General features: G+C 72.1%; 24 protein-coding genes and 1 riboswitch. Of the genes, 16 read left to right on the plus strand and 8 right to left on the minus strand.

The genetic code is table 11. The features are described 5' to 3' along the window. Nucleotides 1-135 precede the first annotated feature (135 nt). The 4 genes from DEJ51_RS23450 to gcvT all read right to left on the minus strand — a co-directional run bounded on the left by DEJ51_RS23450 (nt 136) and on the right by gcvT (nt 4,680). Complete coding sequence (locus DEJ51_RS23450; protein WP_150259522.1) at nt 136-1,518, minus strand: L-serine ammonia-lyase; 1,383 nt, start codon at nt 1,516-1,518, stop codon at nt 136-138. Between the two features lie 288 nt (nt 1,519-1,806). Beyond that, the gene (gene glyA / locus DEJ51_RS23455) at nt 1,807-3,063 is read right to left on the minus strand and encodes a serine hydroxymethyltransferase (protein WP_150259525.1); all 1,257 of its coding nucleotides are present in this window, start codon (nt 3,061-3,063) and stop codon (nt 1,807-1,809) included. A gap of 16 nt (nt 3,064-3,079) precedes the next feature. Next, the gene (gene gcvH, locus DEJ51_RS23460) at nt 3,080-3,463 is read right to left on the minus strand and encodes a glycine cleavage system protein GcvH (protein WP_150259526.1); all 384 of its coding nucleotides are present in this window, start codon (nt 3,461-3,463) and stop codon (nt 3,080-3,082) included. A 101-nt stretch (nt 3,464-3,564) separates the two neighbouring features. Continuing rightward, nucleotides 3,565-4,680 (minus strand): glycine cleavage system aminomethyltransferase GcvT, encoded by a 1,116-nt coding sequence (gene gcvT, locus DEJ51_RS23465; protein WP_150259528.1) that lies wholly within the window; start codon nt 4,678-4,680, stop codon nt 3,565-3,567. Between the two features lie 175 nt (nt 4,681-4,855). Beyond that, nucleotides 4,856-4,959: riboswitch (glycine riboswitch) on the minus strand. A 206-nt stretch (nt 4,960-5,165) separates the two neighbouring features. Here gcvT and DEJ51_RS23470 point away from each other — a divergent pair. The 11 genes from DEJ51_RS23470 (at nt 5,166) to DEJ51_RS23520 (ending at nt 17,285) form a co-directional block, all read left to right on the plus strand. Further along, nucleotides 5,166-5,816 carry an AAA family ATPase gene (locus DEJ51_RS23470; RefSeq protein ID WP_223835940.1) on the plus strand — a complete coding sequence of 217 codons (651 nt, stop codon included), beginning with the start codon at nt 5,166-5,168 and terminating at the stop codon, nt 5,814-5,816. Between the two features lie 122 nt (nt 5,817-5,938). Beyond that, nucleotides 5,939-6,673 (plus strand): enhanced serine sensitivity protein SseB, encoded by a 735-nt coding sequence (locus DEJ51_RS23475; protein WP_150259532.1) that lies wholly within the window; start codon nt 5,939-5,941, stop codon nt 6,671-6,673. Nucleotides 6,674-6,766: 93 nt separating this feature from the next. Next, nucleotides 6,767-7,507, plus strand: coding sequence for an enhanced serine sensitivity protein SseB C-terminal domain-containing protein (locus DEJ51_RS23480; protein WP_150259534.1), 741 nt, complete (start codon nt 6,767-6,769; stop codon nt 7,505-7,507). Nucleotides 7,508-7,957: 450 nt separating this feature from the next. Beyond that, nucleotides 7,958-8,959, plus strand: a complete 1,002-nt coding sequence (locus tag DEJ51_RS23485) for an ABC transporter permease (RefSeq protein ID WP_150259535.1) — start codon at nt 7,958-7,960, stop codon at nt 8,957-8,959. Between the two features lie 78 nt (nt 8,960-9,037). After that, nucleotides 9,038-10,786 (plus strand): ABC transporter substrate-binding protein, encoded by a 1,749-nt coding sequence (locus tag DEJ51_RS23490; protein WP_150259537.1) that lies wholly within the window; start codon nt 9,038-9,040, stop codon nt 10,784-10,786. Between the two features lie 150 nt (nt 10,787-10,936). Beyond that, nucleotides 10,937-11,944, plus strand: coding sequence for an ABC transporter permease (locus tag DEJ51_RS23495; RefSeq protein WP_150259539.1), 1,008 nt, complete (start codon nt 10,937-10,939; stop codon nt 11,942-11,944). 80 nt (nt 11,945-12,024) lie between these two features. Continuing rightward, nucleotides 12,025-13,089 (plus strand): ABC transporter ATP-binding protein, encoded by a 1,065-nt coding sequence (locus DEJ51_RS23500; RefSeq protein ID WP_150262102.1) that lies wholly within the window; start codon nt 12,025-12,027, stop codon nt 13,087-13,089. Between the two features lie 32 nt (nt 13,090-13,121). Then, entirely contained in the window at nt 13,122-14,204 is a 1,083-nt protein-coding gene (locus DEJ51_RS23505) for an ABC transporter ATP-binding protein (protein WP_352337048.1), read from the plus strand. Between the two features lie 252 nt (nt 14,205-14,456). Next, on the plus strand, nt 14,457-15,113 hold the full coding sequence (locus DEJ51_RS23510; protein ID WP_150259543.1) for a trimeric intracellular cation channel family protein: 657 nt from the start codon (nt 14,457-14,459) through the stop codon (nt 15,111-15,113). A 47-nt stretch (nt 15,114-15,160) separates the two neighbouring features. Continuing rightward, nucleotides 15,161-16,018: a thioesterase family protein gene (locus DEJ51_RS23515; protein WP_150259545.1), complete on the plus strand. Its 858-nt coding sequence runs from the start codon at nt 15,161-15,163 to the stop codon at nt 16,016-16,018. A 103-nt stretch (nt 16,019-16,121) separates the two neighbouring features. Beyond that, nucleotides 16,122-17,285, plus strand: a complete 1,164-nt coding sequence (locus DEJ51_RS23520; RefSeq protein ID WP_150259547.1) for a cysteine desulfurase family protein — start codon at nt 16,122-16,124, stop codon at nt 17,283-17,285. Here DEJ51_RS23520 and DEJ51_RS23525 read toward each other — a convergent pair. Beyond that, a complete protein-coding gene (locus DEJ51_RS23525; RefSeq protein WP_223835942.1) occupies nt 17,278-17,952 on the minus strand; it encodes an N-acetylmuramoyl-L-alanine amidase in 675 nt (224 codons plus the stop codon). The genes DEJ51_RS23520 and DEJ51_RS23525 overlap by 8 nt on opposite strands. 61 nt (nt 17,953-18,013) lie before the next feature. Here DEJ51_RS23525 and mnmA point away from each other — a divergent pair, with 61 nt between their 5' ends. After that, a complete protein-coding gene (gene mnmA, locus DEJ51_RS23530; protein ID WP_150259551.1) occupies nt 18,014-19,147 on the plus strand; it encodes a tRNA 2-thiouridine(34) synthase MnmA in 1,134 nt (377 codons plus the stop codon). Between the two features lie 72 nt (nt 19,148-19,219). Here the strand turns inward: mnmA and DEJ51_RS23535 are convergent, their stop codons facing one another. After that, complete coding sequence (locus DEJ51_RS23535; RefSeq protein ID WP_150259554.1) at nt 19,220-19,993, minus strand: PE-PPE domain-containing protein; 774 nt, start codon at nt 19,991-19,993, stop codon at nt 19,220-19,222. A 202-nt stretch (nt 19,994-20,195) separates the two neighbouring features. Between DEJ51_RS23535 and DEJ51_RS23540 the strand changes: the two genes are divergently transcribed. After that, nucleotides 20,196-22,772, plus strand: a complete 2,577-nt coding sequence (locus DEJ51_RS23540; protein ID WP_150259556.1) for a helix-turn-helix domain-containing protein — start codon at nt 20,196-20,198, stop codon at nt 22,770-22,772. Here DEJ51_RS23540 and DEJ51_RS23545 read toward each other — a convergent pair. Beyond that, nucleotides 22,720-23,016 (minus strand): hypothetical protein, encoded by a 297-nt coding sequence (locus tag DEJ51_RS23545; RefSeq protein WP_150259558.1) that lies wholly within the window; start codon nt 23,014-23,016, stop codon nt 22,720-22,722. The genes DEJ51_RS23540 and DEJ51_RS23545 overlap by 53 nt on opposite strands. 155 nt (nt 23,017-23,171) lie before the next feature. Continuing rightward, complete coding sequence (locus DEJ51_RS23550) at nt 23,172-24,095, minus strand: NADP-dependent oxidoreductase (RefSeq protein ID WP_150259560.1); 924 nt, start codon at nt 24,093-24,095, stop codon at nt 23,172-23,174. Between the two features lie 136 nt (nt 24,096-24,231). Here DEJ51_RS23550 and DEJ51_RS23555 point away from each other — a divergent pair, with 136 nt between their 5' ends. The 3 genes from DEJ51_RS23555 (at nt 24,232) to DEJ51_RS23565 (ending at nt 26,653) form a co-directional block, all read left to right on the plus strand. Next, nucleotides 24,232-25,248 (plus strand): GlxA family transcriptional regulator, encoded by a 1,017-nt coding sequence (locus tag DEJ51_RS23555; protein ID WP_150262103.1) that lies wholly within the window; start codon nt 24,232-24,234, stop codon nt 25,246-25,248. Nucleotides 25,249-25,355: 107 nt separating this feature from the next. After that, a complete protein-coding gene (locus DEJ51_RS23560) occupies nt 25,356-25,700 on the plus strand; it encodes a DUF1330 domain-containing protein (protein ID WP_150259562.1) in 345 nt (114 codons plus the stop codon). Beyond that, nucleotides 25,700-26,653, plus strand: coding sequence for a hypothetical protein (locus tag DEJ51_RS23565; protein WP_150259564.1), 954 nt, complete (start codon nt 25,700-25,702; stop codon nt 26,651-26,653). Before DEJ51_RS23560 ends, DEJ51_RS23565 begins: the two co-directional genes overlap by 1 nt. Nucleotides 26,654-26,709 lie beyond the last annotated feature (56 nt).

Here is a 26,709-nt window from a genome sequence, read left to right on the forward strand (position 1 = left end):
GTCTCGGACACCATGGTTCCGCTTCGGCTCCGTTTTCGGTTCCGGTCCCTTTTCCTGTTCGGGTTCAGGTTCCGGTTCCGGACGAGGAGGGGCCCGGCGCACGCGCCGGGCCCCTCTCGTGTCACGCGGTGGGCGTCAGCACTCGATGACGTTGACCGCGAGGCCGCCGCGGGCGGTCTCCTTGTACTTGACCTTCATGTCGGCGCCGGTCTCCTTCATGGTCTTGATGACCTTGTCGAGGGAGACCTTGTGGCTGCCGTCGCCGCGCATCGCCATCCGGGCCGCCGTGACGGCCTTGACCGCCGCCATGCCGTTGCGCTCGATGCAGGGGATCTGCACCAGACCGCCGACCGGGTCGCAGGTCAGGCCGAGGTTGTGCTCCATGCCGATCTCGGCCGCGTTCTCGACCTGCTCCGGGGTGCCGCCGAGGACCTCGGCGAGGGCGCCGGCCGCCATCGAGCAGGCGGAGCCCACCTCGCCCTGGCAGCCGACCTCGGCGCCGGAGATCGAGGCGTTCTCCTTGAACAGCATGCCGATCGCGCCCGCGGCGAGGAGGAAGCGGACCACGCCGTCCTCGTCCGCGCCCGGTACGAAGTTCATGTAGTAGTGGAGCACGGCGGGCAGGACGCCGGCGGCGCCGTTGGTCGGCGCGGTCACCACCCGGCCGCCGGCCGCGTTCTCCTCGTTGACCGCCATCGCGTAGATCGTCGCCCACTCGCTGCGGTGCAGCATCGGGTCGCCCTCGGTACGCAGCTGGCGCGCGGTGGCGGCGGCACGCCGCTTGACGCGCAGACCGCCCGGGAGGATGCCCTCACGGGACATGCCGCGCGAGACGCAGGACTGCATGACGCGCCAGATCTCCAGGAGGCCCTCGCGGATCTCCTCCTCCGTGCGCCAGGCCTTCTCGTTCTCCAGCATCAGCGAGGAGATCGACAGGCCGGTCTCGTTCGCGAGGCGCAGCATCTCGTCGCCGGAGCGGAAGGGGTACTTGAGCACCGTGTCGTCGAGCTTGATCCGGTCCTGGCCGACCGCGTCCTCGTCGACGACGAAGCCGCCGCCGACCGAGTAGTAGGTCTTCTCCAGCAGCGGGGTGCCGGCGGCGTCGTACGCGAAGAGGGTCATGCCGTTCGCGTGGTACGGCAGGGACCGGCGGCGGTGCAGGATCAGCTGGTTCGGCTCGTCGAAGGCGATCTCGTGGACATCGCCTATCTCCGCGCCCAGCAGCCGCAGCCGGCCGCTCTTGCGGATCCGCTCGACCTCGTCGTCGGCGGTCTCGACGTTCACGGTGCGGGGGGAGTGGCCCTCCAGGCCGAGCAGCACCGCCTTGGGGGTGCCGTGACCGTGACCGGTCGCGCCGAGGGATCCGAAGAGCTCGGCCCGGACGGAGGTGGTCTGCGCCAGCACGCCGTCCTTCTTCAGCCGTGTCACGAACATGCGCGCGGCCCGCATCGGACCGACCGTGTGGGAGGAGGAGGGACCGATACCGATGGAGAAGAGGTCGAAGACGGAAATGGCCACGGTGGCGGACTCCCGGGTCATCCCCGCGGTGGCGGGGAACGGACCGTCCAGTCGCTCTCGCAGCGTAGCGAGGCGGCCGACGGAGGGTGCGGACTTTGCAGGGATACCGGGCAAAGATCACCTCGTGGGCGCCCTTGCCCGGTTCATCAGCGTACGTCAGTTCGTGGGGGGCCCGGTTACGCCGGCCTGTACGGCGTCTTGCGCGGCCCGACGTCGAGGACCGTGCCCGGGCCATGGAAAAGGCCCGGCCCTGTGCGAAACAAGGCCGGGCCCGCCCAAGCCGTTGCCCTAGAGCGTCGGGTACAGCGGGAACTTCGCGGCGAGCGCGGAGACGCGGGCCTTCAGGGCCTCGCTGTCGTACGCGGGCTTCAGCGCCTGCGCGATGATCTCGGCGACCTCGGTGAAGGCCTCCGCGTCGAAACCGCGGGTGGCCAGCGCCGGCGTACCGATCCGCAGACCCGAGGTGACCATCGGCGGCCGCGGGTCGTTCGGGATGGCGTTGCGGTTGACCGTGATGCCGACCTCGTGGAGGCGGTCCTCGGCCTGCTGGCCGTCCAGCTCCGAGTTGCGCAGGTCGACCAGGACCAGGTGCACGTCGGTGCCACCGGTGAGGACGTCCACGCCCACGGCCTTGACGTCGTCCTGGACCAGGCGGGCGGCGAGGATCTTCGCACCCTCCAGGGTGCGCTCCTGGCGCTCCTTGAACTCGGGCGAGGCCGCGACCTTGAAGGAGACGGCCTTGGCCGCGATCACGTGCTCCAGCGGGCCGCCCTGCTGACCCGGGAAGACCGCGGAGTTGATCTTCTTGGCCAGTTCCTGCGTCGACAGGATGACACCGCCGCGCGGACCGCCGAGGGTCTTGTGCGTGGTGGTGGTGACGACGTGGGCGTGCGGCACCGGGTTCGGGTGCAGACCCGCGGCGACCAGGCCGGCGAAGTGCGCCATGTCGACCATCAGGTACGCGCCGACCTCGTCCGCGATGCGGCGGAAGGCGGCGAAGTCCAGCTGGCGCGGGTAGGCGGACCAGCCGGCGACGATCAGCTGCGGCTTGGACTCCTTGGCGAGGCGCTCGACCTCGGCCATGTCGACCTCACCGGTCTCGTCGACGTGGTACGGGACCACGTTGTAGAGCTTGCCGGAGAAGTTGATCTTCATGCCGTGGGTCAGGTGACCGCCGTGGGCCAGGTTCAGGCCCATGATCGTGTCGCCCGGCTTCAGCAGCGCGAACATCGCGGCGGCGTTGGCCTGCGCACCGGAGTGCGGCTGGACGTTCGCGGCCTCGGCGCCGAACAGCGCCTTGATCCGGTCGATCGCGATCTGCTCGACGACGTCGACGTGCTCGCAGCCACCGTAGTAGCGGCGGCCCGGGTAGCCCTCGGCGTACTTGTTGGTCAGGACCGAACCCTGGGCCTCCATGACGGCGGCCGGAGCGAAGTTCTCCGACGCGATCATTTCCAGGGTGGACTGCTGGCGCACGAGTTCGGCGTCGACGGCGGCGGCGACGTCCGGGTCGAGCTCGTGGAGGGGCGTGTTCAGCACAGACATCTTGATCCCTGGGGTGTCAGTTGTCGGAGTGGGTGAGCGCCGCGTACTCGCCGGCCGAGAGCACGTCCTTCGGCTCCTCGGAGAGACGCACCTTGAACAGCCAGCCACCCTCGAACGGGGCGGTGTTCACCAGCGCCGGGTCGTCCACGACGTCCTGGTTGGCCTCGACGATCTCGCCGGAGACCGGGGAGTAGAGGTCGGAGACCGACTTGGTCGACTCCAGCTCGCCACAGGTCTCGCCCTCGGTCACGGTGTCGCCGACCGCGGGGAGCTGGGCGTAGACGACGTCACCGAGCGCGTTGGCCGCGAACTCCGTGATGCCGACCGTCGCGACGCCGTCCACGACGTCGGACAGCCACTCGTGCTCCTTGGTGTAACGCAGATTCTCGGGGGTGCTCATGACCTGATTCTCCTGGATGCGGGGGAGTGGATACGAACTGCGGTCTTGGGTACTGAGACGGCGCCGTACGGGTTCCCGGACGGCGGACGCGGTGCGTGGGGCTACTTCTGCCGCTTGTAGAACGGCAGCGCCACGACCTCGTACGGCTCATGCGTACCGCGAATGTCGACGCCGACGCCGGACGTGCCGGGCGCGGCGTGCGCCGCGTCCACGTACGCCATCGCGATCGGCCGGCCGAGCGTCGGGGACGGGGCGCCGGAGGTGACCTCGCCGATGACCTGGCCGTCGGCGACGACCGGGAACCCGGCGCGCGGGACGCGGCGGCCCTCGGCGATCAGACCGACCAGCTTGCGCGGCGGGTTCGTGGCGGCGCGCTCGGCGGCGGCCTCCAGCGCGGCGCGGCCGACGAAGTCGCCCTCCTTCTCGAACTTCACGACCCGGCCCAGGCCCGCGTCGAACGGGGTGAGGGAGGTGGTCAGCTCGTGCCCGTACAGCGGCATGCCCGCTTCCAGGCGCAGGGTGTCGCGGCAGGACAGACCGGCCGGGACCAGGCCGACGCCCTCGCCCGCCTTGGTCAGCGCCTGCCACAGCTCCACGGCGTGCTCGGGGGCGACGAACAGCTCGAAGCCGTCCTCGCCCGTGTAACCGGTGCGCGCGATCAGCGCGGGGACGCCCGCGACGGTGCCCGGCAGGCCCGCGTAGTACTTCAGGCCGTCCAGGTCGGCGTCGGTCAGGGACGCCAGGATGCCGGGGGACTCCGGGCCCTGCACCGCGATCAGCGCGTACGCGTCGCGGTCGTCGCGGACCTCGGTGTCGAAGCCGGCGGCACGCTCGGTCAGCGCGTCCAGGACGACCTGGGCGTTGGAGGCGTTGGCGACGACCATGTACTCGGTCTCGCCGAGGCGGTAGACGATCAGGTCGTCGACGATCCCGCCGTCCTCCTGACAGATGTGCGTGTAGCGGGCGCGGCCCACACCGACCGTGGAGATGTTGCCGACCAGCGCGTAGTCCAGGGCCTTGACGGCCTCCGGGCCGGTCAGCGTGATCTCGCCCATGTGGGACAGGTCGAAGAGACCGGCCTTGGTGCGTACGGCGTTGTGCTCGTCGCGCTCGCTGGCGTACCGCAGCGGCATGTCCCAGCCCGCGAAATCGGTCATGGTCGCACCGAGCGAACGGTGCAGCGCATCGAGGGCGGTCAGGCGGGGGGCAGTGCTCATGGGTGTGGCTCCCGGGTCCCAGGGCATCGACATGACATGACGAGGACGTTCCTCCCCATCTGTCATCGGAACCTGAGAGGTTCGCCGAGAGTTCCGCCGATCAGCAGATCGCCGGGTCTTCTCCTCGACTTGCACCTTGGGTGGAGCTGCGCAGCAGCTCGCTTTTCAGATCTGCCTCATCCACGCGGTACGGGGCCTGAGAGATTCAAGGGAGGTTCTTGCTCCTTCGGCGCCCGTGCACGGCCTTGCGGCGTGCCGGGACTCTCCCGCGCGGATTCAAGCGGCCGGTATGCAGTTGGTCCAGATGGCGCACATCATTGCACGCCATGCCCGAGATCGGGCGGCGGGGTCCGAAAGTTCGTACGGCCCTCCGAAGAGCCCGACCGGAACCGGGGCCGCCGGATTACCGTCTCTTTACACTCAGTGGGCAAGGGTCCCGGTGACCCGATTCGGGGGAGGCGAACACTGTGCGGAGATTCGGAGTGGTGACGACGACGGGAACCGTGGAGGCGGTGCCGGCGCAGCGCGGCGCGCGCGGGCGGGCGGCCGACGCCGGGCTCGGCCTCGTACGCGACCTGCGCGGACCGGCCGTGCGCGCTCCGCACCGGCTCGGCTTCGCCGCCGGGGACATCGTCGTGGTGTCCGGCCTGCCCGGCGGCGGCAAGAGCACCCTGATCAAGCGGGCGGCCGCCGAGGGCGCAGCCGTGGACTCCCAGGACACCCGTGAGCGGTGGGAGCGCCTCATGCCCGCGGCGCTGCCGTACGCGGTGTACCGGCCGCTGGTGCGCGCCGCGCACTACTGGGGGCTGTGGCGGATCCTGCGCTCCGGGGCCTCCGTGGTCGTCCACGACTGCGGTACGCAGGCCTGGGTACGCGGCCTGCTCGCGGCCGCCGCACGCCGCCGGGGCCGGGCCCTGCACCTGCTCCTGCTGGACAGCAGCCCCGAGGAGGCCCTCTCCGGTCAGGCCGCGCGGGGCCGCCGCGTCTCCGCCTACGCCTTCGCCCGCCACCGGGGGGCGGTGGGCCGGCTGCTCCGCGAGGCGGAAGCGGGCCGGCCGCCCGCCGGCTGCGCCTCGGCGACCCTGCTGGACCGTGCTTCCGCCGCGACGGTGACCCGCATCGCCTTCCACTCCTGACCCGCCGGGCGCGGCGCCGCTCCCGGGCCCTTCCCGGCGCCGGGCGAACCCCGGCGCCGCGGCCGCGCCCGGGGCCGGTACCCTGCGGGGCGACACGCGGCGGGATCACGGAGGCACGGGACATGCAGGGCAGCGGCTGGCCGGGGAATGAGCTGGAGCAGGTGCTCGGGGCGGCGCTCGGGCAGCCGGACGCCGGGGGGCGGATCCTGGAGGTCCTCGGGCGCAGCCGGGTATGGGTGCCCCTGCCGGGCGGGGGCGGCCCGACGACGGCCGGCCTCGACCTGCCCACCATGGACATCGGCGGGGCGGCGTACGTCCCCGTCTACAGCTCCGAGGCCCAGTTCCTCGCCTGCGTCGGCCCCGGCATGGACTTCGCCGTGGCCCCCGCCGTCGAGTTCGCCCGCGGCCTGCCCCCGCAGCTCGGCATCGCCCTCAATCCCGAGGGCGCCGTCGGCGTACCGCTCCCGCCGTCCGCCGTCGCGGAGCTCTGCCGCAGCGGCCGGACCGCGCTCGACGGACCGGCCACCGGCGGGCGGGTCCGGCTCTTCGAGCCCGACTGGCAGGAGGATCCGGTGGAATTCCTGGCCGCCGCCACCGAGGAGTTCCGGGCCACCGGGGTGGTCGCCGCCGCGCACCGCTGCCTCGCCAGCGTCGAGGGCGGGGAGCCCCAGCTGTTCGTCGGTGTCCGCCTGGTGGGATGGGACTCCGGCACGCAGAACGCGCCGATGGAGGCCCTCGGACGGGCCCTGACCCGTGTCCCGCCGCCGTGGCCGGTGCAGTTGATCCTCCTGGACGCGGTGCAGGACCCGGTCACGGACTGGATTCGTGAGCGCGTACGCCCCTTCTACCTGCCGTAGGGCCGCTTAAGCTGGTTACATCTCCTGGCCGCACGCGCGATGCCGGTTCGGAGGACACGCGTGGAGCGACGGGCGGACGAAGAGGGGTTCCGGGTGAGTGCGTCAGGCACGGCCGCGGCCGGGCAGGTCGAGCACATGATGCGCCAGGTGACTCCCGGGCGCTATGAGAGTTACGAGTCGCTCCTGCACGCCCTCTCCGAGGGCCGGCTGTGGATGCTGCTCTGGCAGGGGCAGCCGGGCTCCCCGGACGCCCAGTACGGCGGCATGGAGGTCGAGAGCCTCGGCTACGCGCCCTGCGTCACCTCCCCCCAGGAGCTGGCCGCCAGCGGCTGGAACCGGGGCTACGAGGTGGTGACCGGGCGGGACATCGCCCGCGCGCTGTACCCGGACCGCTGGGGCCTGTGGCTCAACCCCCACGCCCAGGGCGGCGGCCTCGGCGTGCCCTGGGCCGACCTGCGCCGGATCGCCACCGGCCTGGACCGGATGCCGGCGGGGCCGCTGCGCCTGTCCGAGCCCGCCATCGAGCTCCCGCAGTTCTACGGTCTGCTGACCCAGCACGCGCACCGCACCCCGGCCGTGCGGTCGCTGCGCCGCGCGTGGGTGCAGCCCGCGCTCGGCTCCCCGTACCTCGCGATCGGGCTCGACCTGTACGACGCCTCCGCGCCCGCGCTGGAATCCGTACGGGAGATGATGCGGCAGTCGGTCGGGGTGGTCCCCGAAGGCGTGCCGGTGTGCACGGTCGCGCTCGGGGACGAGCACGACCCCGTCGCCATGTGGCTGCGCGCGCAGACCCGCCCCTTCTACGACCGCGAAGGCCAGGCGCCGACGTACTGACGCGGCATCCGGATACCGAGACATCCTTCTCGAAGGCCGCACCGATCCCATCGGTGCGGCCTTCGGCATATCCGGTGAATACACCCAAGATCCATGCACGAAAGGGCAGTTGGGTCTGATGTCCGTTCCGTGCAGAACGGGCGGTGTTTCACCGCTCAACAGATCCCGGGGTTCGGATAACGGAAGGTGTAGGCGTAGATCACGGTTGCGCATCACATCACCGGGGGGTCTGGCGGGCGCTCGAGAGGGCGTTGAAGACTCCACCCCACCGAAGGCCGGGCCAACCGGGTCCGCCACAAGGAACAGCTCGTCAGGCTGACTTCGGACTCGCCCTACCACCCAGGCCGACGCAGCCGCCGGCACCGCACCACCAGTGCCACCGAAGTGAACCAAGCCGCTCCGGCGGCGGCCAGGGCCGGCGACCGTCGGCCGAGAGGGGTCCCCACCACGATGACGGCTTCACCCACAGCGCCCAGTGAGCCGGTGCTCACTCAGCCCGACGGGACATCCGGCGGGGCGACGCAGAAGCGGATCGAGGGACGCTCGCTCGGCCGCATCGCGTGGATCAGGCTCAAGCGCGACAAGGTGGCGATGGCCGGCGGCATCGTCGTGCTGCTGCTGGTGGTCCTGGCCGTGCTCTCGCAGCCGATCCAGTGGATGTTCGGGCTGGACCCGGACGCCCTGCACCAGGACCTCATCGACCCCTCCCTGGCCACCCCCGTCGGCTCCTTCGGCGGCATCAGCTGGGACCACCCGCTGGGCGTGGAGCCGAAGTTCGGCCGCGACATCGCCACCCGCATCCTGGAAGGCTCCTGGGTCTCCCTGCTGGTCGCCTTCGGGTCGACCGTGGTCTCGGTGTTCATCGGCTCCGTGCTGGGCGTCATCGCCGGGTACTACGGAGGCTGGGCCGACACGGTGATCAGCCGCATGATGGACACCTTCCTCGCCTTCCCGCTGCTGCTCTTCGCGATCTCCATCTCGGCCGCCCTCCAGGGCGGGGCCTTCGGCCTCGAAGGGCTTCCGCTGCACATCAGCGTGCTGATCTTCGTGATCGGCTTCTTCAGCTGGCCCTACATCGGACGCATCGTGCGCGGCCAGACCCTGTCGCTGCGCGAGCGGGAGTTCGTCGACGCGGCCCGCAGCCTCGGAGCCCGCGGCCCCTTCATCGTCTTCCGCGAGCTGCTGCCGAACCTGATGGCGCCGATCCTCGTCTACTCCACGCTGCTCATCCCGACCAACATCCTCTTCGAAGCCTCCCTGAGCTTCCTCGGCGTGGGTATCCAGCCGCCGCAGGCCTCATGGGGCGGAATGCTCAGCTCCGCCGTGGCCTACTACAAGGTCGACCCGATGTTCATGGTCGTCCCGGGCATGGCGATCTTCGTCACCGTGCTCGCCTTCAACCTCCTCGGCGACGGATTGCGCGACGCCCTGGATCCCAAGAGCTCGCGCTGACCCTCCCGTTCCTCGGGCATCCGGCCGAGGCTCCGCCAGTACCCACCATCACTCCGAATCAGGGGGCATCACTCCGCCATGAGAAGCAGGTCGAGAACAGCCGCGGTGCTCGCCGCCGCCATCACCGTAGCCCTCACCGCCTCCGCGTGCAGTGGTGGTGACAAGACCGGCGGCGACGACAAGTCGGCCGGCGCCAACGCCGCCGTCAAGGCCATGGTCAACGTCTCGGACAAGAAGGGCGGGACGCTCGTCTACGAGGCGTCCGACACCCCCGACTCCTTCGACCCCGGCAACACGTACTACGGCTTCGTCTTCAACTTCAGCCGCCTGTACGCCCGTCCGCTCACCACCTTCGCGCCCGCCCCGGGCGCCGAGGGCAACAAGGTGGTCCCGGACCTCGCCGAGAGCCTCGGCGTGCCGAGCGACGGCGGTGCGACCTGGACGTACAAGCTGCGCAAGGGCGTCAAGTACAGCGACGGCTCCCTGGTCACCTCCAAGGACGTCAAGTACGCCGTCGAGCGCAGCAACTTCGCGCGTGACGTGAACTCCAACGGCCCGAACTACCTCGCGCAGTACCTCAAGAACAACGAGACCCCGTACGAGGGCCCGTACAAGGACAAGTCCGACACCGGGCTGCAGTCCATCGAGACCCCCGACGACCAGACGATCATCTTCAAGCTGAAGCAGCCCTTCGCCGAGTTCGACTACCTGCTGGCGAACCCGCAGTCGGCTCCCGTGCCCAAGGCCAAGGACAACGGCGCGGACTATGTGAAGAACATCGTCTCCTCGGGCTCGTACATGTTCGAGAGCTACGAGCACGACAAGCAGGCCGTCCTGGTCCGCAACCCCAACTGGGACGCCTCCACGGACCCGCTGCGCAAGCAGCTCCCGGAGAAGATCGTCGTCAAGCTGAAGGTCAACCAGGAGACGATCGACTCCAACCTGAAGGCCGGCAACACGCACGTCGACATCGTCGGCAACGGTGTGGCCCAGCAGACCCAGACCGAGCTGCTGACCTCGAAGGACCCCAACACCGACAACGCCGAGGGTGGTCGCCTGGTCTACATGGCGATGAACACCAAGGTGGCCCCCTTCGACAACGTGGAGTGCCGCAAGGCGGTCCAGTACGCGATCGACAAGGTGTCGGTGCAGACCGCCTTCGGCGGCCCCATCCGCGGCGCCATCGCCAGCACCGTCCTGCCGACCGACATCCCCGGTCACATCGACTTCAACACCTACAAGACCCCCGAGGACAAGGGCGACGAGGCCAAGGCCAAGGCCGCGCTGACCGCCTGCGGCCAGCCGAACGGCTTCGAGACCACCATCACCGCGCGCAACGACCGCGCCGGCGAGGTCGACATGGCCACGGCCATCCAGGCGTCCCTGAAGAAGATCGGGATCACGGTCAAGATCCAGCAGTTCCCGGCCGGCAAGTACTTCAGTGACTACGCGGGTGTCCCGCAGTTCACGGAGGACAACAAGATCGGCCTCATGATGATGCAGTGGGGCGCCGACTGGCCGAGCGGCTTCGGCTTCCTCCAGCAGGTCGTCCACGGTGACGCGATCAGCAAGACGGGCAACACCAACCTGTCGCAGCTGAACGACCCCGAGATCAACAAGATGCTGAACGACAACATCGCCAACACCGACTCCGCGGCCCGCGAGAAGGTCTACGGCGAGATCGACAAGAAGGTCATGGACCAGGCCGTCATCGTGCCCCTGACCTACTTCAAGGTCCTGCACTACCGCTCGCCCAAGCTCACCAACGTGGTCTCCAACCCGGCGTGGAGCGGTCAGTACGACTACCTCAACATCGGCCTGAAGTAACCCCGGACGTCAAGTCCTCAGGCAGTTCGACCCTCTCAGCCAGATCTGCCAGAACCGTGGAAGGCAGGTGAAGGCAGCAGTGCGCGCCGGTCCGTCCCGCGCCCCCGACCGGGGTGCGGGGCGGACCGGCGGACGCCGAAGCCGACCCCCGTGTTTGTGTACATCGTCCGGCGGCTGTTCGCCGCGGTGTTCCTGCTGCTCGTAGTCAGCGCGATCACCTTCGCGATCTTCTTCCTGCTGCCCCGGCTGGCCGGCGGCACGGCCGACTCGTTGGCCACGCAGTACGTGGGCAAGAACCCCTCGCCCGAGTCCATCGCCGCGGTCAAGAAGAACCTCGGCTTCGACGAGCCCCTGTACGCCCAGTACTGGGAGTTCCTGCGGGGCATCTTCGCGGGCCGCGAGTTCAACTACGGCCCCGACCCCTCGCAGTGCAGCGCACCCTGCCTCGGCTACTCCTTCAAGGACCACGTCGAGGTCTGGCCCGACATCGTCAACCGGCTGCCCATCACCGCCTCCCTCACCCTGGGAGCGGCCGTCATCTGGCTGATCACCGGTGTCACCACGGGCGTGGTCTCGGCCCTGCGCCCGGGCTCGCTCTTCGACCGGCTCGCGATGGGCGTGGCCCTCGCCGGCGTCTCGCTGCCGATGTTCTTCACCGGCACGCTCTCGCTGGCCGTCTTCGTCTTCAACTGGCCCGTGTTCACCAATGTGTACGTGGACTTCGCCGAGGATCCGGCCGCCTGGTTCCAGGGGCTGGTCCTGCCCTGGAGCACACTGGCCTTCCTCTACTCCGCGCTCTACGCCCGGCTCACCCGGGCCGGAATGCTGGAGACCATGAGCGAGGACTACATCCGCACCGCGCGCGCCAAGGGCCTGCGCGAGCGGGTGGTCGTCACCCGCCACGGTCTGCGCTCCGCGCTGACCCCGATCGTGACCATCTTCGGCATGGACTTCGGGCTGCTCCTCGGCGGCGCCATCGTCACCGAGACGGTCTTCTCGTACCACGGCATCGGTGAGTACGCGTACCACGCCATCGCGGTGAACGACCTGCCGAAGATCCTCGGGGTGACCCTCTTCGCCGGAGCCTTCATCGTGCTGTGCAACCTGGTGGTCGACCTCGTGTACGCCATCATCGACCCGAGGGTGAGGCTGTCGTGACCGATCCGACTCCGAAGGGGAACGAGGCCGCCGCGGCCGCCGCCGACCCGGCCGGGCACACCGCCGCCGGCCCGGCCCTCGTGGTGGAACCGGCGGGCGACCGCCCCTCCGAGGCCTTCCTCGACGTACGGGACCTCAAGGTCCACTTCCCCACCGACGACGGCCTCGTCAAGTCGGTCGACGGGCTCTCCTTCCAGCTGGAGAAGGGCCGGACCCTCGGCATCGTGGGTGAGTCCGGCTCCGGCAAGTCGGTCACCTCGCTGGCCGTCATGGGCCTGCACCGGGTGGGCAACGCCAGCCGCTCCAAAGTCGAGATGTCCGGCGAGATCTGGCTCGGCGGCCGGGAACTGCTCTCCGCCGATCCCGAGGAGGTGCGCCGGCTGCGCGGCCGCGACATGGCGATGATCTTCCAGGACCCGCTGAGCGCGCTGCACCCGTACTACACGATCGGCTCCCAGATCGTGGAGGCGTACCGCGTCCACAACGACGTGGACAAGAAGACGGCGCGCAAGCGGGCCGTCGAGATGCTGGACCGGGTGGGCATCCCCGAGCCGGGCAAGCGCGTCGACGACTACCCGCACCAGTTCTCCGGCGGCATGCGCCAGCGCGCGATGATCGCCATGTCGCTGGTCAACAACCCCGACCTGCTGATCGCGGACGAGCCGACCACGGCGCTGGACGTCACGGTGCAGGCGCAGATCCTGGACCTGATCCGTGATCTGCAGAAGGAGTTCGGCTCCGCCGTCATCATGATCACGCACGACCTCGGCGTCGTCGCGGAGATGGCCGACGAGATCCTCGTGATGTACGGCGGCCGGTGCGTCGAGCGGGGCACCGCCGAGAAGGTCTTCTACGAGCCCCGCCACCCGTACACCTGGGGCCTGCTGGGTTCGATGCCGCGCATCGACCGGGAACAGACCGAGCGCCTCATCCCGGTCAAGGGCTCCCCGCCCAGCCTCATCAACATCCCCGACGGCTGTGCCTTCAACCCGCGCTGCCCGTACGCCGACGTGCCCAAGGGCAACGTGACGCGGACGGTGCGGCCCGAGCTCACCCAGGACGACAGCCGTCACTGGTCCGCCTGCCACATGCCGCAGGAAGAGCGGACCCGGATCTGGACCGAAGAGATTGCGCCGAAGCTGTGACCGAGACGCCTGACACGAAGAAGCCGGAGACGGTGGTCATTCCCGCGCAGGCCACGGAGTCCCCCGAGGCCGAGGTCCTGCTCAAGGTCACCGGCCTGGAGAAGCACTTCCCGATCACCAAGGGGCTGATCCGGCGCCAGGTGGGCGCGGTCAAGGCCGTCGACGGCCTCGACTTCGACGTCCGGCGCGGGGAGACCCTCGGCATCGTCGGGGAGTCCGGCTGCGGGAAGTCGACCATGGGCCGGCTGATCACCCGGCTGCTGGAGCCGACCGGCGGGTCCATCGAGTTCGAGGGCAAGGACATCACGCACCTCGGGGTGTCGGGCATGCGCCCGCTGCGCCGCGACGTGCAGATGATCTTCCAGGACCCGTACGGCTCGCTGAATCCCCGCCACACGGTGGGCACCATCGTCAGCGCGCCGTTCAAGCTCCAGAAGGTCAGCCCGGAGGGCGGGCTCAAGGCGGAGGTCCAGCGGCTGCTCTCGCTCGTGGGCCTCAACCCCGAGCACTACAACCGCTACCCGCACGAGTTCTCCGGCGGCCAGCGCCAGCGCATCGGCATCGCGCGGGCCCTGGCGCTGAAGCCGAAGCTGGTGGTCGCGGACGAGCCCGTCTCGGCGCTGGACGTGTCGATCCAGGCCCAGGTGGTGAACCTGCTGGACGACCTCCAGGACGAGCTCGGCCTCACCTACGTGATCATCGCGCACGACCTGTCGGTCATCCGGCACGTCTCGGACCGCATCGCGGTGATGTACCTCGGCAAGATGGTCGAGCTGGCCGACAACAAGTCGCTGTACGGGGCGCCCATGCACCCGTACACCACCGCCCTGATGTCGGCCGTGCCGGTGCCCGACCCGAGGCGGCGCGGGGCCAAGAGCGGCCGCATCCTGCTCAAGGGCGACGTCCCGTCGCCGATCTCGCCGCCGAGCGGCTGCCGCTTCCACACCCGGTGCTGGAAGGCGACGCAGATCTGCGCGACGCAGGAACCGCCGCTGCTGGCGCTGAAGCCGGGCCACCAGGTGGCCTGCCACCACCCGGAGAACGCCCCCGACCAGGCACCGGGCGACAAGCCCCTGCCGGGCGCGGCGGACGCGGTGGCCAAGGTCACGGAGTAACCGCTGCGGCGGCCACGGCCCTGCCCGGTGATCCGGGCAGGGCCGCACGCGTTCAGCCCCGCCGGCCTTTGAGGCGCCGGGTCCGGGGCGGCGCCCCGGCAGTGGCGCCGCACGGCACCACAGTCCGCTGCCGGCAGCGCGCAGCCTGCGGGCCGCGGCAGGTGCCCCTTCACCCGGCGGGAGCCGAGCGGCACACCCGGTCTCGGCGGAGCCCCGCATTCCGTCGAGCCCGCCGCAGGCGACAATGGCCCGGTGCTCCACGATCTCTTCCCGCCCGGGATCCAGCATGCCCTGGACCTCGCCGGCATCTTCGTCTTCGCCACCGCGGGCGCCCTGCTCGCCGTCCGCAAGAACTTCGACGTCTTCGGCATCGCCGTCCTCGCGCTCGTCACGGCCCTGGGCGGCGGTCTCTTCCGGGACCTCGTCATCGGCGCCGTGCCGCCCGCAGCCTTCGGCGAGCTCAGCTTCTTCGTGACCCCGCTGGTCGCGGCCGCGATCGTCTACTTCCTGCACCCCGAGGTACAGCGGATCAACCGCGCCATCAACGTCTTCGACGCGGCCGGCCTCGGACTGTTCTGCGTGACGGGTACGACCAAGGCCTACGAGTACGGCCTCGGCCTGACCGCTTCCGCGGCGCTCGGCGTGATGACGGCCGTCGGCGGCGGCGTCGTGCGTGACGTCCTGGTCAACGAGGTGCCCTCGCTGCTGCGCGACCGTGAGATGTACGCCGTCCCCGCGCTGGTCGGTGCCTCGATGGTGGCCGTCTTCATCAGCCTGCACGCCCTGAACGGCATCACCACCGGCCTCGCGATCGTCACCACCTTCGTTCTGCGTCTCCTCGCCATGCGCTACCACTGGCGGGCACCGCTGGCCTGGAACAGGCGTTCGTCCGTGGCCGAAGAGCCGTAACCAAAGAAAGCTACCGCTTAGTAGCAAGCCGGTGTACCGTCGTTCGCATGTCACACGCAGCTGCCAAGGCATCCATCGGCGACAGTGAGTTCGACCGCGACACCGCCATCACCGCACGCGCGGGCGAGCCCGGGGTCTACGACGCGGAACTCTCCGCCGGCTGGACGATCATCGCCGCCGTGAACGGCGGCTACCTGCTGGCCCTGGTCGGCCGGGCCCTGTCGGCGGCCCTCCCGCACCCGGACCCGTTCACCGTCTCCGCGCACTACCTGACCTCCTCCGTGCCCGGCCCCGCCGTGATCCGCACCCAGGTCGTCCGCGTCGGGCGCACCCTCTCCACCGGCCAGGCCTCGCTGTTCCAGTACGACGAGAGCGGCGCCGAGATCGAGCGCATCCGCGTCCTCGCCTCCTACGGCGACCTCGCGGCCCTGCCGGACGACGTACGCACCGTCGCCGTGCCGCCCGCCATCCCCGCCTACGAGGACTGCATCGGCCCCGAGGCCGGCCCCGCGCCGATCCCCGGCAGCTCCGCCATCGTGGACCGGCTCCGGCTCCGGCTGGACCCGGCGACCGCCGGATGGGCCGTCGGAGCGCCCTCCGGCAAGGGCGAGATGCGGGCCTGGTTCGAGCTGGCCGACGGCCGCGACGCCGACCCGCTCTCCATGCTCCTGGCCGTCGACGCGCTGCCGCCGACCGCCTTCGACCTGGGCCTGGTGGCCTGGACCCCGACGGTGGAACTCACCACCCACGTCCGCCGCCGCCCGGCCCCCGGCCCGCTCCGGGTCTCCATCACCACCCGCAACCTCGCCGGCGGCTTCCTGGAGGAGGACGCCGAGGTCTGGGACTCCTCGGACCACCTGGTCGCGCAGTCCCGCCAACTGGCCCGCGCCCTGCGCCCGGCCTGACGCCGGCCCGGCCGGCGAGGCACCCCCCGCAGGGCGCCCTGCCGGCCGTCACGGGGCACCGCGGCGCGAGCGGCCACCGGCGGGCTCGTAGAATCGGGGGATCATGGCCTACCTCGACCACGCCGCCACCACCCCGATGCTGCCGGAGGCCGCCGCGGCGATGACCGCGCAGTTCGCCGCCACGGGGAACGCCTCCTCCCTGCACGCCGCGGGCCGCCGGGCCCGCCGTACCGTGGAGGAGGCCCGCGAGGCCTTCGCCGAGGCGGTCGGCGCCCGCCCCAGCGAGGTGGTCTTCACCGCCGGCGGCACGGAGGCCGACAACCTCGCCGTCAAGGGCCTCTACTGGGCCCGGCGCGACGCCGACCCCGCCCGGACCCGGGTCATCGCCAGCCCGGTCGAGCACCACGCCGTGCTCGACGCCGTGCACTGGCTCGCCGAGCACGAGGGCGCGCAGGTCGACTACCTGCCCGTGGACCGCTACGGGCGGGTCCACGCCGACGCCTTCCGCGAAGCCGTCGAGCGCAACCCCGACGACGTGGCCCTGGCCACCGTCATGTGGGCCAACAACGAGATCGGCACCGTCATGCCGGTCCACGAACTGGCCGCCGTCGCCCGCGCGTACGGGATCCCGCTGCACTCCGACGCCGTCCAGGCCCTCGGTCAGCTCGACGTCCACTTCGGTGACAGCGGCCTCGCGGCCATGACCGTCAGCGGCCACAAGGTCGGCGGCCCCTACGGCATCGGCGCACTGCTGCTCGGCCGCGACCAGAGCCCCGTACCCGTCCTGCACGGCGGCGGCCAGGAGCGGCACGTCCGCTCCGGCACCCTCGACGTGCCGGCGATCGCCGCTTTCGCCGTGGCCGCGGTCCTCGCCGTCGAACGGCGTGAGCGGTTCGCCACCGAGATCGGCGCCCTGCGCGACGAGCTGGTCGCCGCCGTCCGGGCGGCCGTGCCCGACGCCGTTCTCGGGGGAGACCCCGACGAGCGGCTCCCCGCCAACGCCCACTTCAGCTTCCCCGGCTGCGAGGGCGACTCGCTGCTGCTCCTGCTGGACGCACAGGGCATCGAATGCTCCACCGGCTCCGCCTGCACCGCCGGCGTGGCCCAGCCCAGCCACGTCCTGCTGGCCGCCGGCACCGACCCGCAGCTGGCCCGCGGCACCCTGCGGTTCTCCCTCGGCCACACCTCCACCAGGGAGGACGTCGCGGCCCTGGCCGCCGCCATCGGCCCGGCGGTCGAGCGCGCCCGCACGGCGGGCCTCAGCTAGGGCCGTCCAGGGCCGCCCGGACCAGGCCGATGTAGCGGTTCCAGTCCCAGTGGCGGCCGGGGTCGGTGTGGTCGGCGCCCGGGACCTCGGAGTGGCCGACGATGTGCTTACGGTCCGCCGGTATGCCGTACCGGCGGCAGACGTCGGCCGCCAGCCGGGCCGAAGCCGCGTACATCGCGTCCGTGAAGTCCTGCGGACGGTCCACGAAACCCACGTGCTCGATGCCCACACTGCGCTCGTTCATCGAGCGGCTGCCCGAGTGGAAGGCCACGTCCAGCTCGCGCACCATCTGCTCGACGTGCCCGTCCCCGCGCACTATGTAGTGCGCCGACGCCTTGTGCCACGGGTTCCTGAAGGCGTCCACCGAGGACGCGAAGCCGCCCTGCGTGACATGCACGACGATCCGGTCCACCCGGTAGTCGGCCGGGCGGTCCGCCTTGCGCCAGTTCGCCGGCGAAGCCGACGTCCAGCTCGCGCCCGCGTGGTCGAGCTCGCCCTCCTTGCGCGGCTTGTCCACACCCGGGATCAGCCACCAGGCACGGCCGATCTCCTCCCGGCCGGCCACCGCGGCCACCGCGAAGACCCCGAGCCCGCCGAAGAGCACGGCCCTGCGGGTCCGCCCCGGCGCCTTCTTCCCCTTGTTCCCCTGCTCGACGATGTGATCCACCCCCCGTACACCGACAACGCGCTGTGACCCCGCCCGGTTCCCCCGTACTCTGGACGGTGCTATGACTGAGAACCTCCCGCGCACCGCCCGTCCCCTTCGCGTCCTGGCCGCCATGTCCGGGGGCGTGGACTCCGCCGTCGCCGCCGCCCGCGCGGTCGAAGCCGGGCACGACGTGACCGGCGTCCACCTCGCGCTCTCCGCGAACCCCCAGTCCTTCCGGACCGGCGCCCGCGGCTGCTGCACCATCGAGGACTCCCGCGACGCCCGCCGGGCCGCGGACGTCATCGGCATCCCGTTCTACGTCTGGGACCTCGCCGAGCGCTTCCGCGAGGACGTCGTCGAGGACTTCATCTCCGAGTACGAGGCCGGGCGCACCCCGAACCCGTGCCTGCGCTGCAACGAGAAGATCAAGTTCGCGGCGCTGCTCGACAAGGCCCTCGCGCTCGGCTTCGACGCCGTCTGCACCGGGCACTACGCGACCGTCGTGCTCAACGGGGACGGCTCCCGCGAGCTGCACCGCGCCTCCGACATGGCCAAGGACCAGTCGTACGTCCTAGGCGTCCTCGACGAGAAGCAGCTCGCCCACGCCCTCTTCCCGCTCGGCGACACCCTCACCACCAAGGAAGAGATCCGCGCCGAGGCCGAGGAGCGGGGGCTGGCCGTCGCGAAGAAGCCCGACAGCCACGACATCTGCTTCATCGCCGACGGCGACACCCAGGGCTTCCTCGCGAACCGCCTCGGCAAGGCCGAGGGCGACATCGTCGACGAGGCGACCGGCGAGAAGGTCGGCACCCACGACGGCGCCTTCGGCTTCACCATCGGCCAGCGCAAGGGCCTGCGCATCGGCCACCCGGCCCCCGACGGCAAGCCGCGCTACGTCCTCGACATCTCCCCGGTGAACAACACCGTCACCGTCGGCCCCGTCGAGGCCCTCGACGTCACCGCCCTCACCGCGATCCGTCCCCGCTGGTGCGGAGCCGTGGCCGCCGCCCCCGGCACCTACACCGCCCAGCTGCGCGCCCACGGCGGCGAGACCGAGGTCTTCGCCGAGGTCGTGGACGGCGAGCTGCGCGTCTCCTTCACCGAGCCGGTCCGGGGCGTGGCCCCCGGCCAGGCGATCGTGCTCTACGACGGCACCCGCGTGGTCGGCTCGGCCACCATCGCCACGACGACGCGGGCCGCCGCCACCGTCTGAGCAGTACCCCGCGAGCACGGCACGACACCGCGGCCCGTCCCCCGGGCGGGCCGCGGTGTCATGCCGTCCGGATCAGACGGCCGGGTACCAGACGGTCCCGCTGCCGCCGTGCCGGGCGAGGGTGCTCGCGATGATCTCGCCCTCCCGGAAGTAGCGCGGGTGCTGCTGGAGGAAGCCGGGGAAGGAGTCCAGGGACGTCGCGTCACAGACCCCGTCGGTCCTGATGCAGTGGCGCTGGACCGGGACACCGGGGAACACCTCCGGCCCGGTGCCGGGGGAGTACGCCACGAACGGGACGAGGACCCCCTGGGGGACCAGGCGCCAGAAACCGGTTCCGGGCTGCATCGGGTCGGAGTAGAGCATGCCGTCGACCCGGTCGCGCGGCACCTCGGTGCCGTTGCCGGCGATCGTCTGGAGCAACAGGTCGGCGACCCAGGCGCCCTGGGAGTAGCCGGCGATCGTGAAGGTCGCGGACGGGTCGGCCCGGTAGGCGTTCTCCAGAGCGGCCCTGGCGTTCCAGTAGCCCTGGTTGACGCTGTCGCCGAAGCTCGGCGCGAAGGGGGCCGGCTGTTCGTTGTGGCTGCCGACGAACGGGCCGCCGCTGGCGACGTAGCAGACCGGAATCGCGATGCCCCCGTCCAGATGCCGGTTCGCGGCGTCGAAGCTCGTGGTGCAGCCGGGGGCGTCCGCGGCCGCCCCCGTACCGCCGATCTGGATGTAGTAGTGGTTCGCCGGAGCGGCGTGCGCGGTGCTCGGCGCGGCCACGGCCCCGGCGAGCAGGAGGACCGTCGACGCGACGACGGACTTGAGGCGGCGGGCGAACCTGCGCGGCTTCCTGGTGGACATACGAGTCGACTCCCCTTGGGTCAAGGCGGGCACCGCGTCGGGTGCGGCGGCCGGCACTCATCGTGGTGTTCGCGCTGGTCGGGGGACCATGCCCGCAACCGGCCATATGTGGCCGGTCGGCGGTACCCCGTGGTTTGACCGGGATCCGGGAGGACATCGGACCCAAGTGGCAGGGTCGTCGTCGAGGGGGAAGGGCGGGCAAGTGGGCAGCCGGTTCGGTGCGTTGCTCCGCGGGTTGCGGCACGAGGCGGGGATGACGCAGGAGCAGTTGGCCGAGCGGTCCCGGCTCGGGGTCCGCACCATCCACCGGCTGGAGACCGGCAAACCCACCGACGCGCGGATGGGAACGGTGAGGCAGGTCGCGCACGCGCTGGCCGACGAGCTGAAGCGCGACCGGGACGCGCTCTGGACGGACCTGCTGGCAGCCCACCGCGGCAACGGAGCCGCCGCCGGGCAGGACCCGCGCGCCGCCGCTCCCGCTCCCGCTCCGGCGCCGCAGCAGAAGGAGACGGCGGAGGAGGAAGCGGCCGAGCTGGCGGCGGCCGAGGGGGCGGCGGCGCTTGAACGGGCGCCCGAACCGGACCGTCCGGACCGTCCGGTGCCGCACCGCACCCTGCCGACGTCCCGGGGCACCCTGGCCGAGGCCGCCGGGTCGCTCGCCCACGACGTCTACGGCCGCTGCATCCGCGAGGAGGAACAGCGCCGCGTCCACGACCCGTTCCCGCTGCCCGTGCGCTGGCGCTCGGCCCCCGCCGACCTGATGGACCACTGGGACAACATCCGCGGCACCCCGCCCGGGGCCGCCCTCGGCCCGCTGTCCCTGGACGGCGGCCTCACGGACATCGCCGACGTCTACCGGCGCGTCCGCTCCGGGCGGCTGGTGGTGCTCGGCCGGGCCGGCTCCGGCAAGACCGTCCTCGTCCTGCGGTTCGTCCTCGACCACCTCGCGGCGCGCTCCGACGCCGAACCCGTGCCCGTGGTCTTCAGCATGGGATCGTGGGACCCGACCGGCACCGCCCTGCGCGACTGGCTGATCGCCCGCCTGCTGCGCGACCACCCGAACCTCGGCGCGCTCGCCCCCGGCGGTTCGACCCTCGCCGCCGCCCTGGTGGACGCCGGATGGATCCTGCCGGTCCTGGACGGATTCGACGAGATGGCCACCGGGCTGCTCGGCGTCGCCCTGCGCGAACTCAACGCGAGCTCCCTGCCGCTGCTGCTGACCAGCCGCACCGAGCAGTTCACCGAGGCCGTCGGGGTGGAGGTGCTCCGCCGGACCGCGGGCATCGAGCTGCTGGACCTGGACGCCGACGACCTGGTCCACTACCTGCCCCGCACCGCTCGCCCGGGCGCGCCGGCCGGCGGGGCGGGCCCGGAGCGCCGCGACGGCCCGGGCGGCCGGGCCGCCACCGGGTGGGACCCCGTCCTGGAGCGGCTGCGCACCGGCCCGGGCGACGGGCCGGGCACCCGGCTCAGGGCCGTGCTGAGCACCCCGCTGATGGTCCTGCTCGCCCGGACCGCCTACAGCGACACCCCGGCCCAGGATCCGGCGGAGCTGCTGGACGAGGCCCGCTTCCCGACCCCCGAGGCCATCGAGGAGCATCTGCTGGCCGGGTTCGTACCGAGCGTCTACCGGTCCCTGCCCGTGGCCGTCCCGGGTGCCCGACGCGGGCGCGGACCGCGTACATGGGACCCGTACCGCGCCCGGCGCTACCTGGGCCACCTCGCCGACCACCTGGACCGGCCCGGGCGCCGCGCGGGCCAGGACCTCGCGTGGTGGCAGCTGCGCGACTCGCTGCCGCCGTCCTCGCGGATCCTGGCCGTCGTCCTCGCCTGCTCCCTGGTCACCGCCGTCGCCGACTGGCTCGTCTTCCCGGCCAAGAACCTGGCCGCGGGCCGCGGCGCCGCGTTCGCCCTGGGTACGGGCCTGCTGGACGCGCTGCTGTTCGGCCCCGCCGTCGGCCTCGCCTTCGGGCTGGTCCACGGGCTCATGGCCGTGCTCGGGATCCGGGCGTTCGAGCCGTCCCGGGTGCGGATGCGGCTGCCCGGCCGCCGCGGACGGGGCGCCGGACCGACCTCCCGCAGGTTCGCCACCCTGGTCCCGGCCGGACTCCTGGGCGGCCTCGTGATGGGCCTCGGGTGCGGGATCGCCTTCACCGTGGGCGCGCGGCTGACCTACGGCGGGGTGCTGCTCAACGCCGCGGTGATCGAGGCGACGGCGGTCAACTGCCTCATGTACGGGCTCACGTTCGCCCTGGCGGGCGGCCTCGTACTCGGGCTGGTGGCCGCCCTGGAGACCCCCATCGACCTCGGCCGTGCCGCCACCCCGACGGACCTGCTGGCCGTCAACCGCAGCATCGTCGTGCGCCAGGCGCTCTTCCTCGCGCCGATGCTGACCCTGGTGATCGCCTTCGGCGGCCGGCTCATGACCGAGCTGCTCCAGGGTGTCGTCGGCCCCCTGACCTGGCCGATGGCCGACGGGCTCGCGCTCGGCGCCGTGGGCGGGGTGGCCGGTGCGCTCTCCTACGCCCTGGCGTTCACCGCCTGGGGCCAGTGGGTGCTCCTGGCCCGGATCTGGCTGCCCCTGACCGGCCGCCTCCCCTGGGCGACGGTCGCCTTCCTGGAGGACGCCTACCGGCGGGGCGTCCTGCGCCAGGTCGGGGCCGTCTACCAGTTCCGCCACGCCCGCCTCCAGCGCCACCTGCGCGGCGGGCGCACCGGCGGAAGGGTCACCCGCCCGGTGCACCCCACGTCGTCCCGGGACGGTGGTTCGCGCCCGTGATCGTCGCCCAGCACAGTCCGCAGGAGATCATGTCGTCGTCCTCGTCGAAGCCGAGGTCCGCGGGCTGACCCGGTACCGACCTGGCCACCGCGAAGTCGATCGGCGTCTCCATGGAGCACCGCTGGTCGGTCTTGGTCGGCCAGAACGCGTCGTCGCCCAGCGGGGTCGGACGCGGGCGGAAACGGCCGCCGGCCCGGACGAGCGCGTCGACCATCTCGTACATGTGTCGCTGCGAATGCTCCATGGCGGGAGTCTGTACCGACGGGCCGGGGCGAGGGCGCGCGGGGTGGCCCGACGGACGCGGACGCCCGCCCCGCCCGCGGTCCCCGGTCGTCGGGCCGGGGCGGCGGGCGGAACGCGGCGGGCACGGCGCCGGGACGGGTCCGCGGCGTCCCGTTCTCAGGCGACCGTCAGGACGATCTTGCCGGTGGTGCGGCCCTGCTCGCCGATCTCGTGGGCCTTCGCGGCCTGCTCCAGCGGCAGCACCGTGTCGACCAGCGGCTTCAGCAGACCCTGCTCGACGAGCGCCGCGATCTCCCGCAGGCCGCCCAGGTCCGGCTCCACCAGGACCCAGGAGGCGTGCACGCCCTGCGGGTCGGCCGGCAGGGAGTCGGGGCCGGGCAGGGTCACGAGGTGGCCGCCGGCCTTGAGGACCTTCAGCGAGCGGAGCGTGTAGTCCCCGCCGATGGCGTCGATCACGACGTCCACGTCGGCGACGGCGTCCTCGAAGTCGGTGGTGCGGTAGTCGATCACCTCGTCGGCGCCGAGCTCGCGCAGCAGCGCGTGCTTGCCCGCGCTCGCCGTGCCGATCACGTACGCGCCGCGCGCCTTGGCGATCTGCACCGCCAGGTGGCCCACCCCGCCGGCCGCCGCGTGCACCAGCACCCGCTGCCCGGCGCCGACCCCGGCCGTGTCCACCAGGGCCTGCCAGGCGGTCAGCGCGGCCAGCGGCAGCGCCGCGGCCCCCACGTGGTCCAGCGCGGCCGGCTTGGGGGCGAAGTGCCGGGCGGGGGCGGTCACGTACTCGGCGTAGCCGCCCGCCTGCCGCGGGAAGTGCGGCATGCCGTACACCTCGTCACCGGGCGAGTGGAGCGTCACGCCGGGGCCGACCGCCTCGACGGTGCCGGAGACGTCCCAGCCGACGATCGGGTGCTCGCCCCAGGCGATGAGCGCACCGCTGTCCCGGGTCTTCCAGTCGACCGGGTTGACGCCGGCCGCGTGGACCCGGACGAGGACCTCGCCCAGTCCGGGCTCGGGCCGGTCGATCTCCCGCTCGACCAGGTTCTCCGGGCCGCCCCACTCGTTCACGACGATCGCGCGCATTTCTGTCCGCCTCATTCCATCCGCAGGTGTCGGGATCCGGGTCGTTTCCCGGCGACGTGTCCCAGATTCGGGCAGGGCACCCCCCGGCGGTGTTGGCCGTTTGGCCACTATGTGACAGGATCTGGCCATGAGCGAGATGTGGCAGGACACCGAACGCACGGCCCGCCCCGGGAGCGGCACGGGCGGACGCCACCTCGTCGCGGTGCTCGCCCTGCCGGGCTTCCCCCCGTTCGAGCTGGGCATTCCCTCCCGGGTCTTCGGCGCCGCGGTGGGCGAGGCCGGCGAGGACCTCTACGAGGTCGTCGTCTGCACCGCCGACGGAGCCCCCGTGCTCAGCGACTCCGGCTTCACCCTCCAGCCCGCCGCCGGCCCCGAGGCCCTCGCCGCAGCCGACACGGTGATCGTCCCGCCCACCCACGCCATGCCGGAGCTGGCCCTCGGCGGGCCGCTGCCGCCCGCGGTCGCCGGGGCCATCGCCCGCATCCGTCCCGGCACCCGCCTCGTGTCGATCTGCACCGGGTCCTACGTGCTCGCCGCCGCCGGCCTGCTCGACGACCGGCCGGCGACCACCCACTGGAACCTCGCCCGGGAGTTCCGCCGCGCCTACCCGAGGGTGCGCATCGACGAGGACGTGCTCTTCGTCGACGACGGCGACGTCCTGACCTCGGCCGGCGTCTCCGCCGGGGTCGACCTGTGCCTGCACATGATCCGCCGCGACCACGGCGTCGCCGTCACCAACCGGGCCGCGCGCATGTGCGTCGTGCCGCCCTGGCGCGACGGCGGCCAGGCCCAGTACATCGACCGCCCCGTTCCCGAGCCGACCGTCGCCACCACCACCGCCACCCGCGCCTGGGCCCTGGAGCGCCTCGCCGAACCGGTCACCCTGGCCGAACTGGCCGCGCACGCCCGGATGAGCCTGCGCACCTTCACCCGCCGGTTCCGCGACGAGGTCGGCATGACGCCGGTCCAGTGGCTCACCGCACAACGCCTCGAACTGGCCCGGCACCTGCTGGAGTCCAGCGATCTCCCGGTCGACCTGGTGGCCCACCGGGCCGGCTTCGGTTCGGCGAACTCCCTGCGCCAGCACATGCGTTCCACGCTCGGTGTCTCCCCGATCGCCTACCGGCGCACCTTCCAGCCCGCACCGGCATGACCTGCGGGGTAATCGCCACCGGGCCCACACCCTGGCAGGATCGGATCAACGGCCCGCACCGGCGGGCCGGTTCACAGGGTTCACAGGGTTCACAGGGGGAGCAGACCATGACCGCGTACGCCATCGCCCACATCCGTCCCGAGACCATGAACGAGGACATCCTCCGGTACATCGAGACGATGCAGTCGACCCTGGACCCCTTCGGCGGGCGCTTCCTCGTCCACGGCACGGAGGTCGAGGTCCTGGAGGGCCCCTTCCCCGGCACGATCGTCATGATCGGTTTCCCGGACATCGAGAGCGCCCGCGCCTGGTACGCCTCCGACGCCTACCAGGCCATCCTCCCGCTGCGCACCGACCACATGGCCGGCGAGGTCGTCCTCGTCGAGGGCGTCCAGGCCGGCTACGACGCCTCGAAGACGGCCGCCGCCCTGCGCGCCCAAGCCGGCCTCTGATGGGCAACCGCGCCACCTTCGTGATCGCGGGCGCCGAGGGGTACGAGTGCCGGGGCTCCTCGTTCGGCGCCGTCGGCCTCGACCTCGACCTGCTCGGCGGCCCGGACGCGGTCCTGCCCTTCGTCCTCGGTCACCGGGTCGAGGAGGGCCCCTGGTACGACGACGACATGTGCGAAGCGGGCGCCCTGATCGACCCCTCCCGCCGACTGCTCCTGGTCTTCGCCCAGGAAGGCCCGTCGGTGGCCATGCGCACCCGCGCCGCCTGGTGGCGGCTGCTCGGGCCCGCCTGGCCCGGATGGGAGCTCCGCTGGATGTACGACGGCCAGAGCGGCCTGCGCACCCACGTCGGCCTGGACCCGGGACACGTACGCGACACCCTGTACCCCGGCCCCGCCCTGGAGGCCGACGACGAGGAGCTGGCCGACCCCGACCCGATGGCCGCCGTCGTCACGGTCGGATCCGGCCGCTGCCACGTCCTCGCCCACATCGACGACCATCCCGTGGCCGAGGGCCCGGCCCTCCTCGACCGGCTCGCGGCCGCCCCCGGCCACGCCGCGTACGCGGGGCGCGCCGAAGCCGGCGTCCACGTCGACCCCGTGGCCCGCACGGTCGGCTGGTGGCTGACCGGGATCGTGCCGCACGCCGGACGCATGGCCGCCCGCTGGCCCGGCTGGACCGTGGAGTTCTGGGCCGACCGCTGGAGCGAGCACGCCCGGCGGGCACCCGGCCTGTTCGTTCCGCCCGCCGCCGACCCGGCGGCCGCGCTGGACGCCGTACGCGACGAGGCGCTGGAGCGCTGGGCCGAGCCGCGCGAGGACCGGCGGGCACAGCTCGCGGCCGCGCACCCGCGCATGGTCATCGGCACCGGCTTCCCGCCCGCCGTCACCGCGCGGAGGGCGGCCCTGGCCCGGGAGGTCGTCCGACGGTCCCGGCGGGCCGCCGCAGCCGGCTGACCTCCCGGCGCGCGGACGGGACGCCCTCACCGGAGCCCGGGCGGGTCGCGGGGCGA

Source organism: Streptomyces venezuelae, from assembly GCF_008642275.1.
Lineage (GTDB): Bacteria > Actinomycetota > Actinomycetes > Streptomycetales > Streptomycetaceae > Streptomyces > Streptomyces venezuelae_E.

Excerpts from the sequence above, each read along its gene's own strand:
- glyA (WP_150259525.1), bottom strand. The coding sequence starts at position 3,063 with ATGTCTGTGCTGAACACGCCCCTCCACGAGCTCGACCCGGACGTCGCC.
- gcvH (WP_150259526.1), bottom strand. The coding sequence starts at position 3,463 with ATGAGCACCCCCGAGAATCTGCGTTACACCAAGGAGCACGAGTGGCTG.
- gcvT (WP_150259528.1), bottom strand. The coding sequence starts at position 4,680 with ATGAGCACTGCCCCCCGCCTGACCGCCCTCGATGCGCTGCACCGTTCG.
- DEJ51_RS23475 (WP_150259532.1), top strand. The coding sequence starts at position 5,939 with ATGCAGGGCAGCGGCTGGCCGGGGAATGAGCTGGAGCAGGTGCTCGGG.
- DEJ51_RS23485 (WP_150259535.1), top strand. The coding sequence starts at position 7,958 with ATGACGGCTTCACCCACAGCGCCCAGTGAGCCGGTGCTCACTCAGCCC.
- DEJ51_RS23490 (WP_150259537.1), top strand. The coding sequence starts at position 9,038 with ATGAGAAGCAGGTCGAGAACAGCCGCGGTGCTCGCCGCCGCCATCACC.
- DEJ51_RS23515 (WP_150259545.1), top strand. The coding sequence starts at position 15,161 with ATGTCACACGCAGCTGCCAAGGCATCCATCGGCGACAGTGAGTTCGAC.
- DEJ51_RS23520 (WP_150259547.1), top strand. The coding sequence starts at position 16,122 with ATGGCCTACCTCGACCACGCCGCCACCACCCCGATGCTGCCGGAGGCC.
- mnmA (WP_150259551.1), top strand. The coding sequence starts at position 18,014 with ATGACTGAGAACCTCCCGCGCACCGCCCGTCCCCTTCGCGTCCTGGCC.
- DEJ51_RS23535 (WP_150259554.1), bottom strand. The coding sequence starts at position 19,993 with ATGTCCACCAGGAAGCCGCGCAGGTTCGCCCGCCGCCTCAAGTCCGTC.
- DEJ51_RS23545 (WP_150259558.1), bottom strand. The coding sequence starts at position 23,016 with ATGGAGCATTCGCAGCGACACATGTACGAGATGGTCGACGCGCTCGTC.
- DEJ51_RS23550 (WP_150259560.1), bottom strand. The coding sequence starts at position 24,095 with ATGCGCGCGATCGTCGTGAACGAGTGGGGCGGCCCGGAGAACCTGGTC.
- DEJ51_RS23555 (WP_150262103.1), top strand. The coding sequence starts at position 24,232 with ATGTGGCAGGACACCGAACGCACGGCCCGCCCCGGGAGCGGCACGGGC.
- DEJ51_RS23560 (WP_150259562.1), top strand. The coding sequence starts at position 25,356 with ATGACCGCGTACGCCATCGCCCACATCCGTCCCGAGACCATGAACGAG.
- DEJ51_RS23565 (WP_150259564.1), top strand. The coding sequence starts at position 25,700 with ATGGGCAACCGCGCCACCTTCGTGATCGCGGGCGCCGAGGGGTACGAG.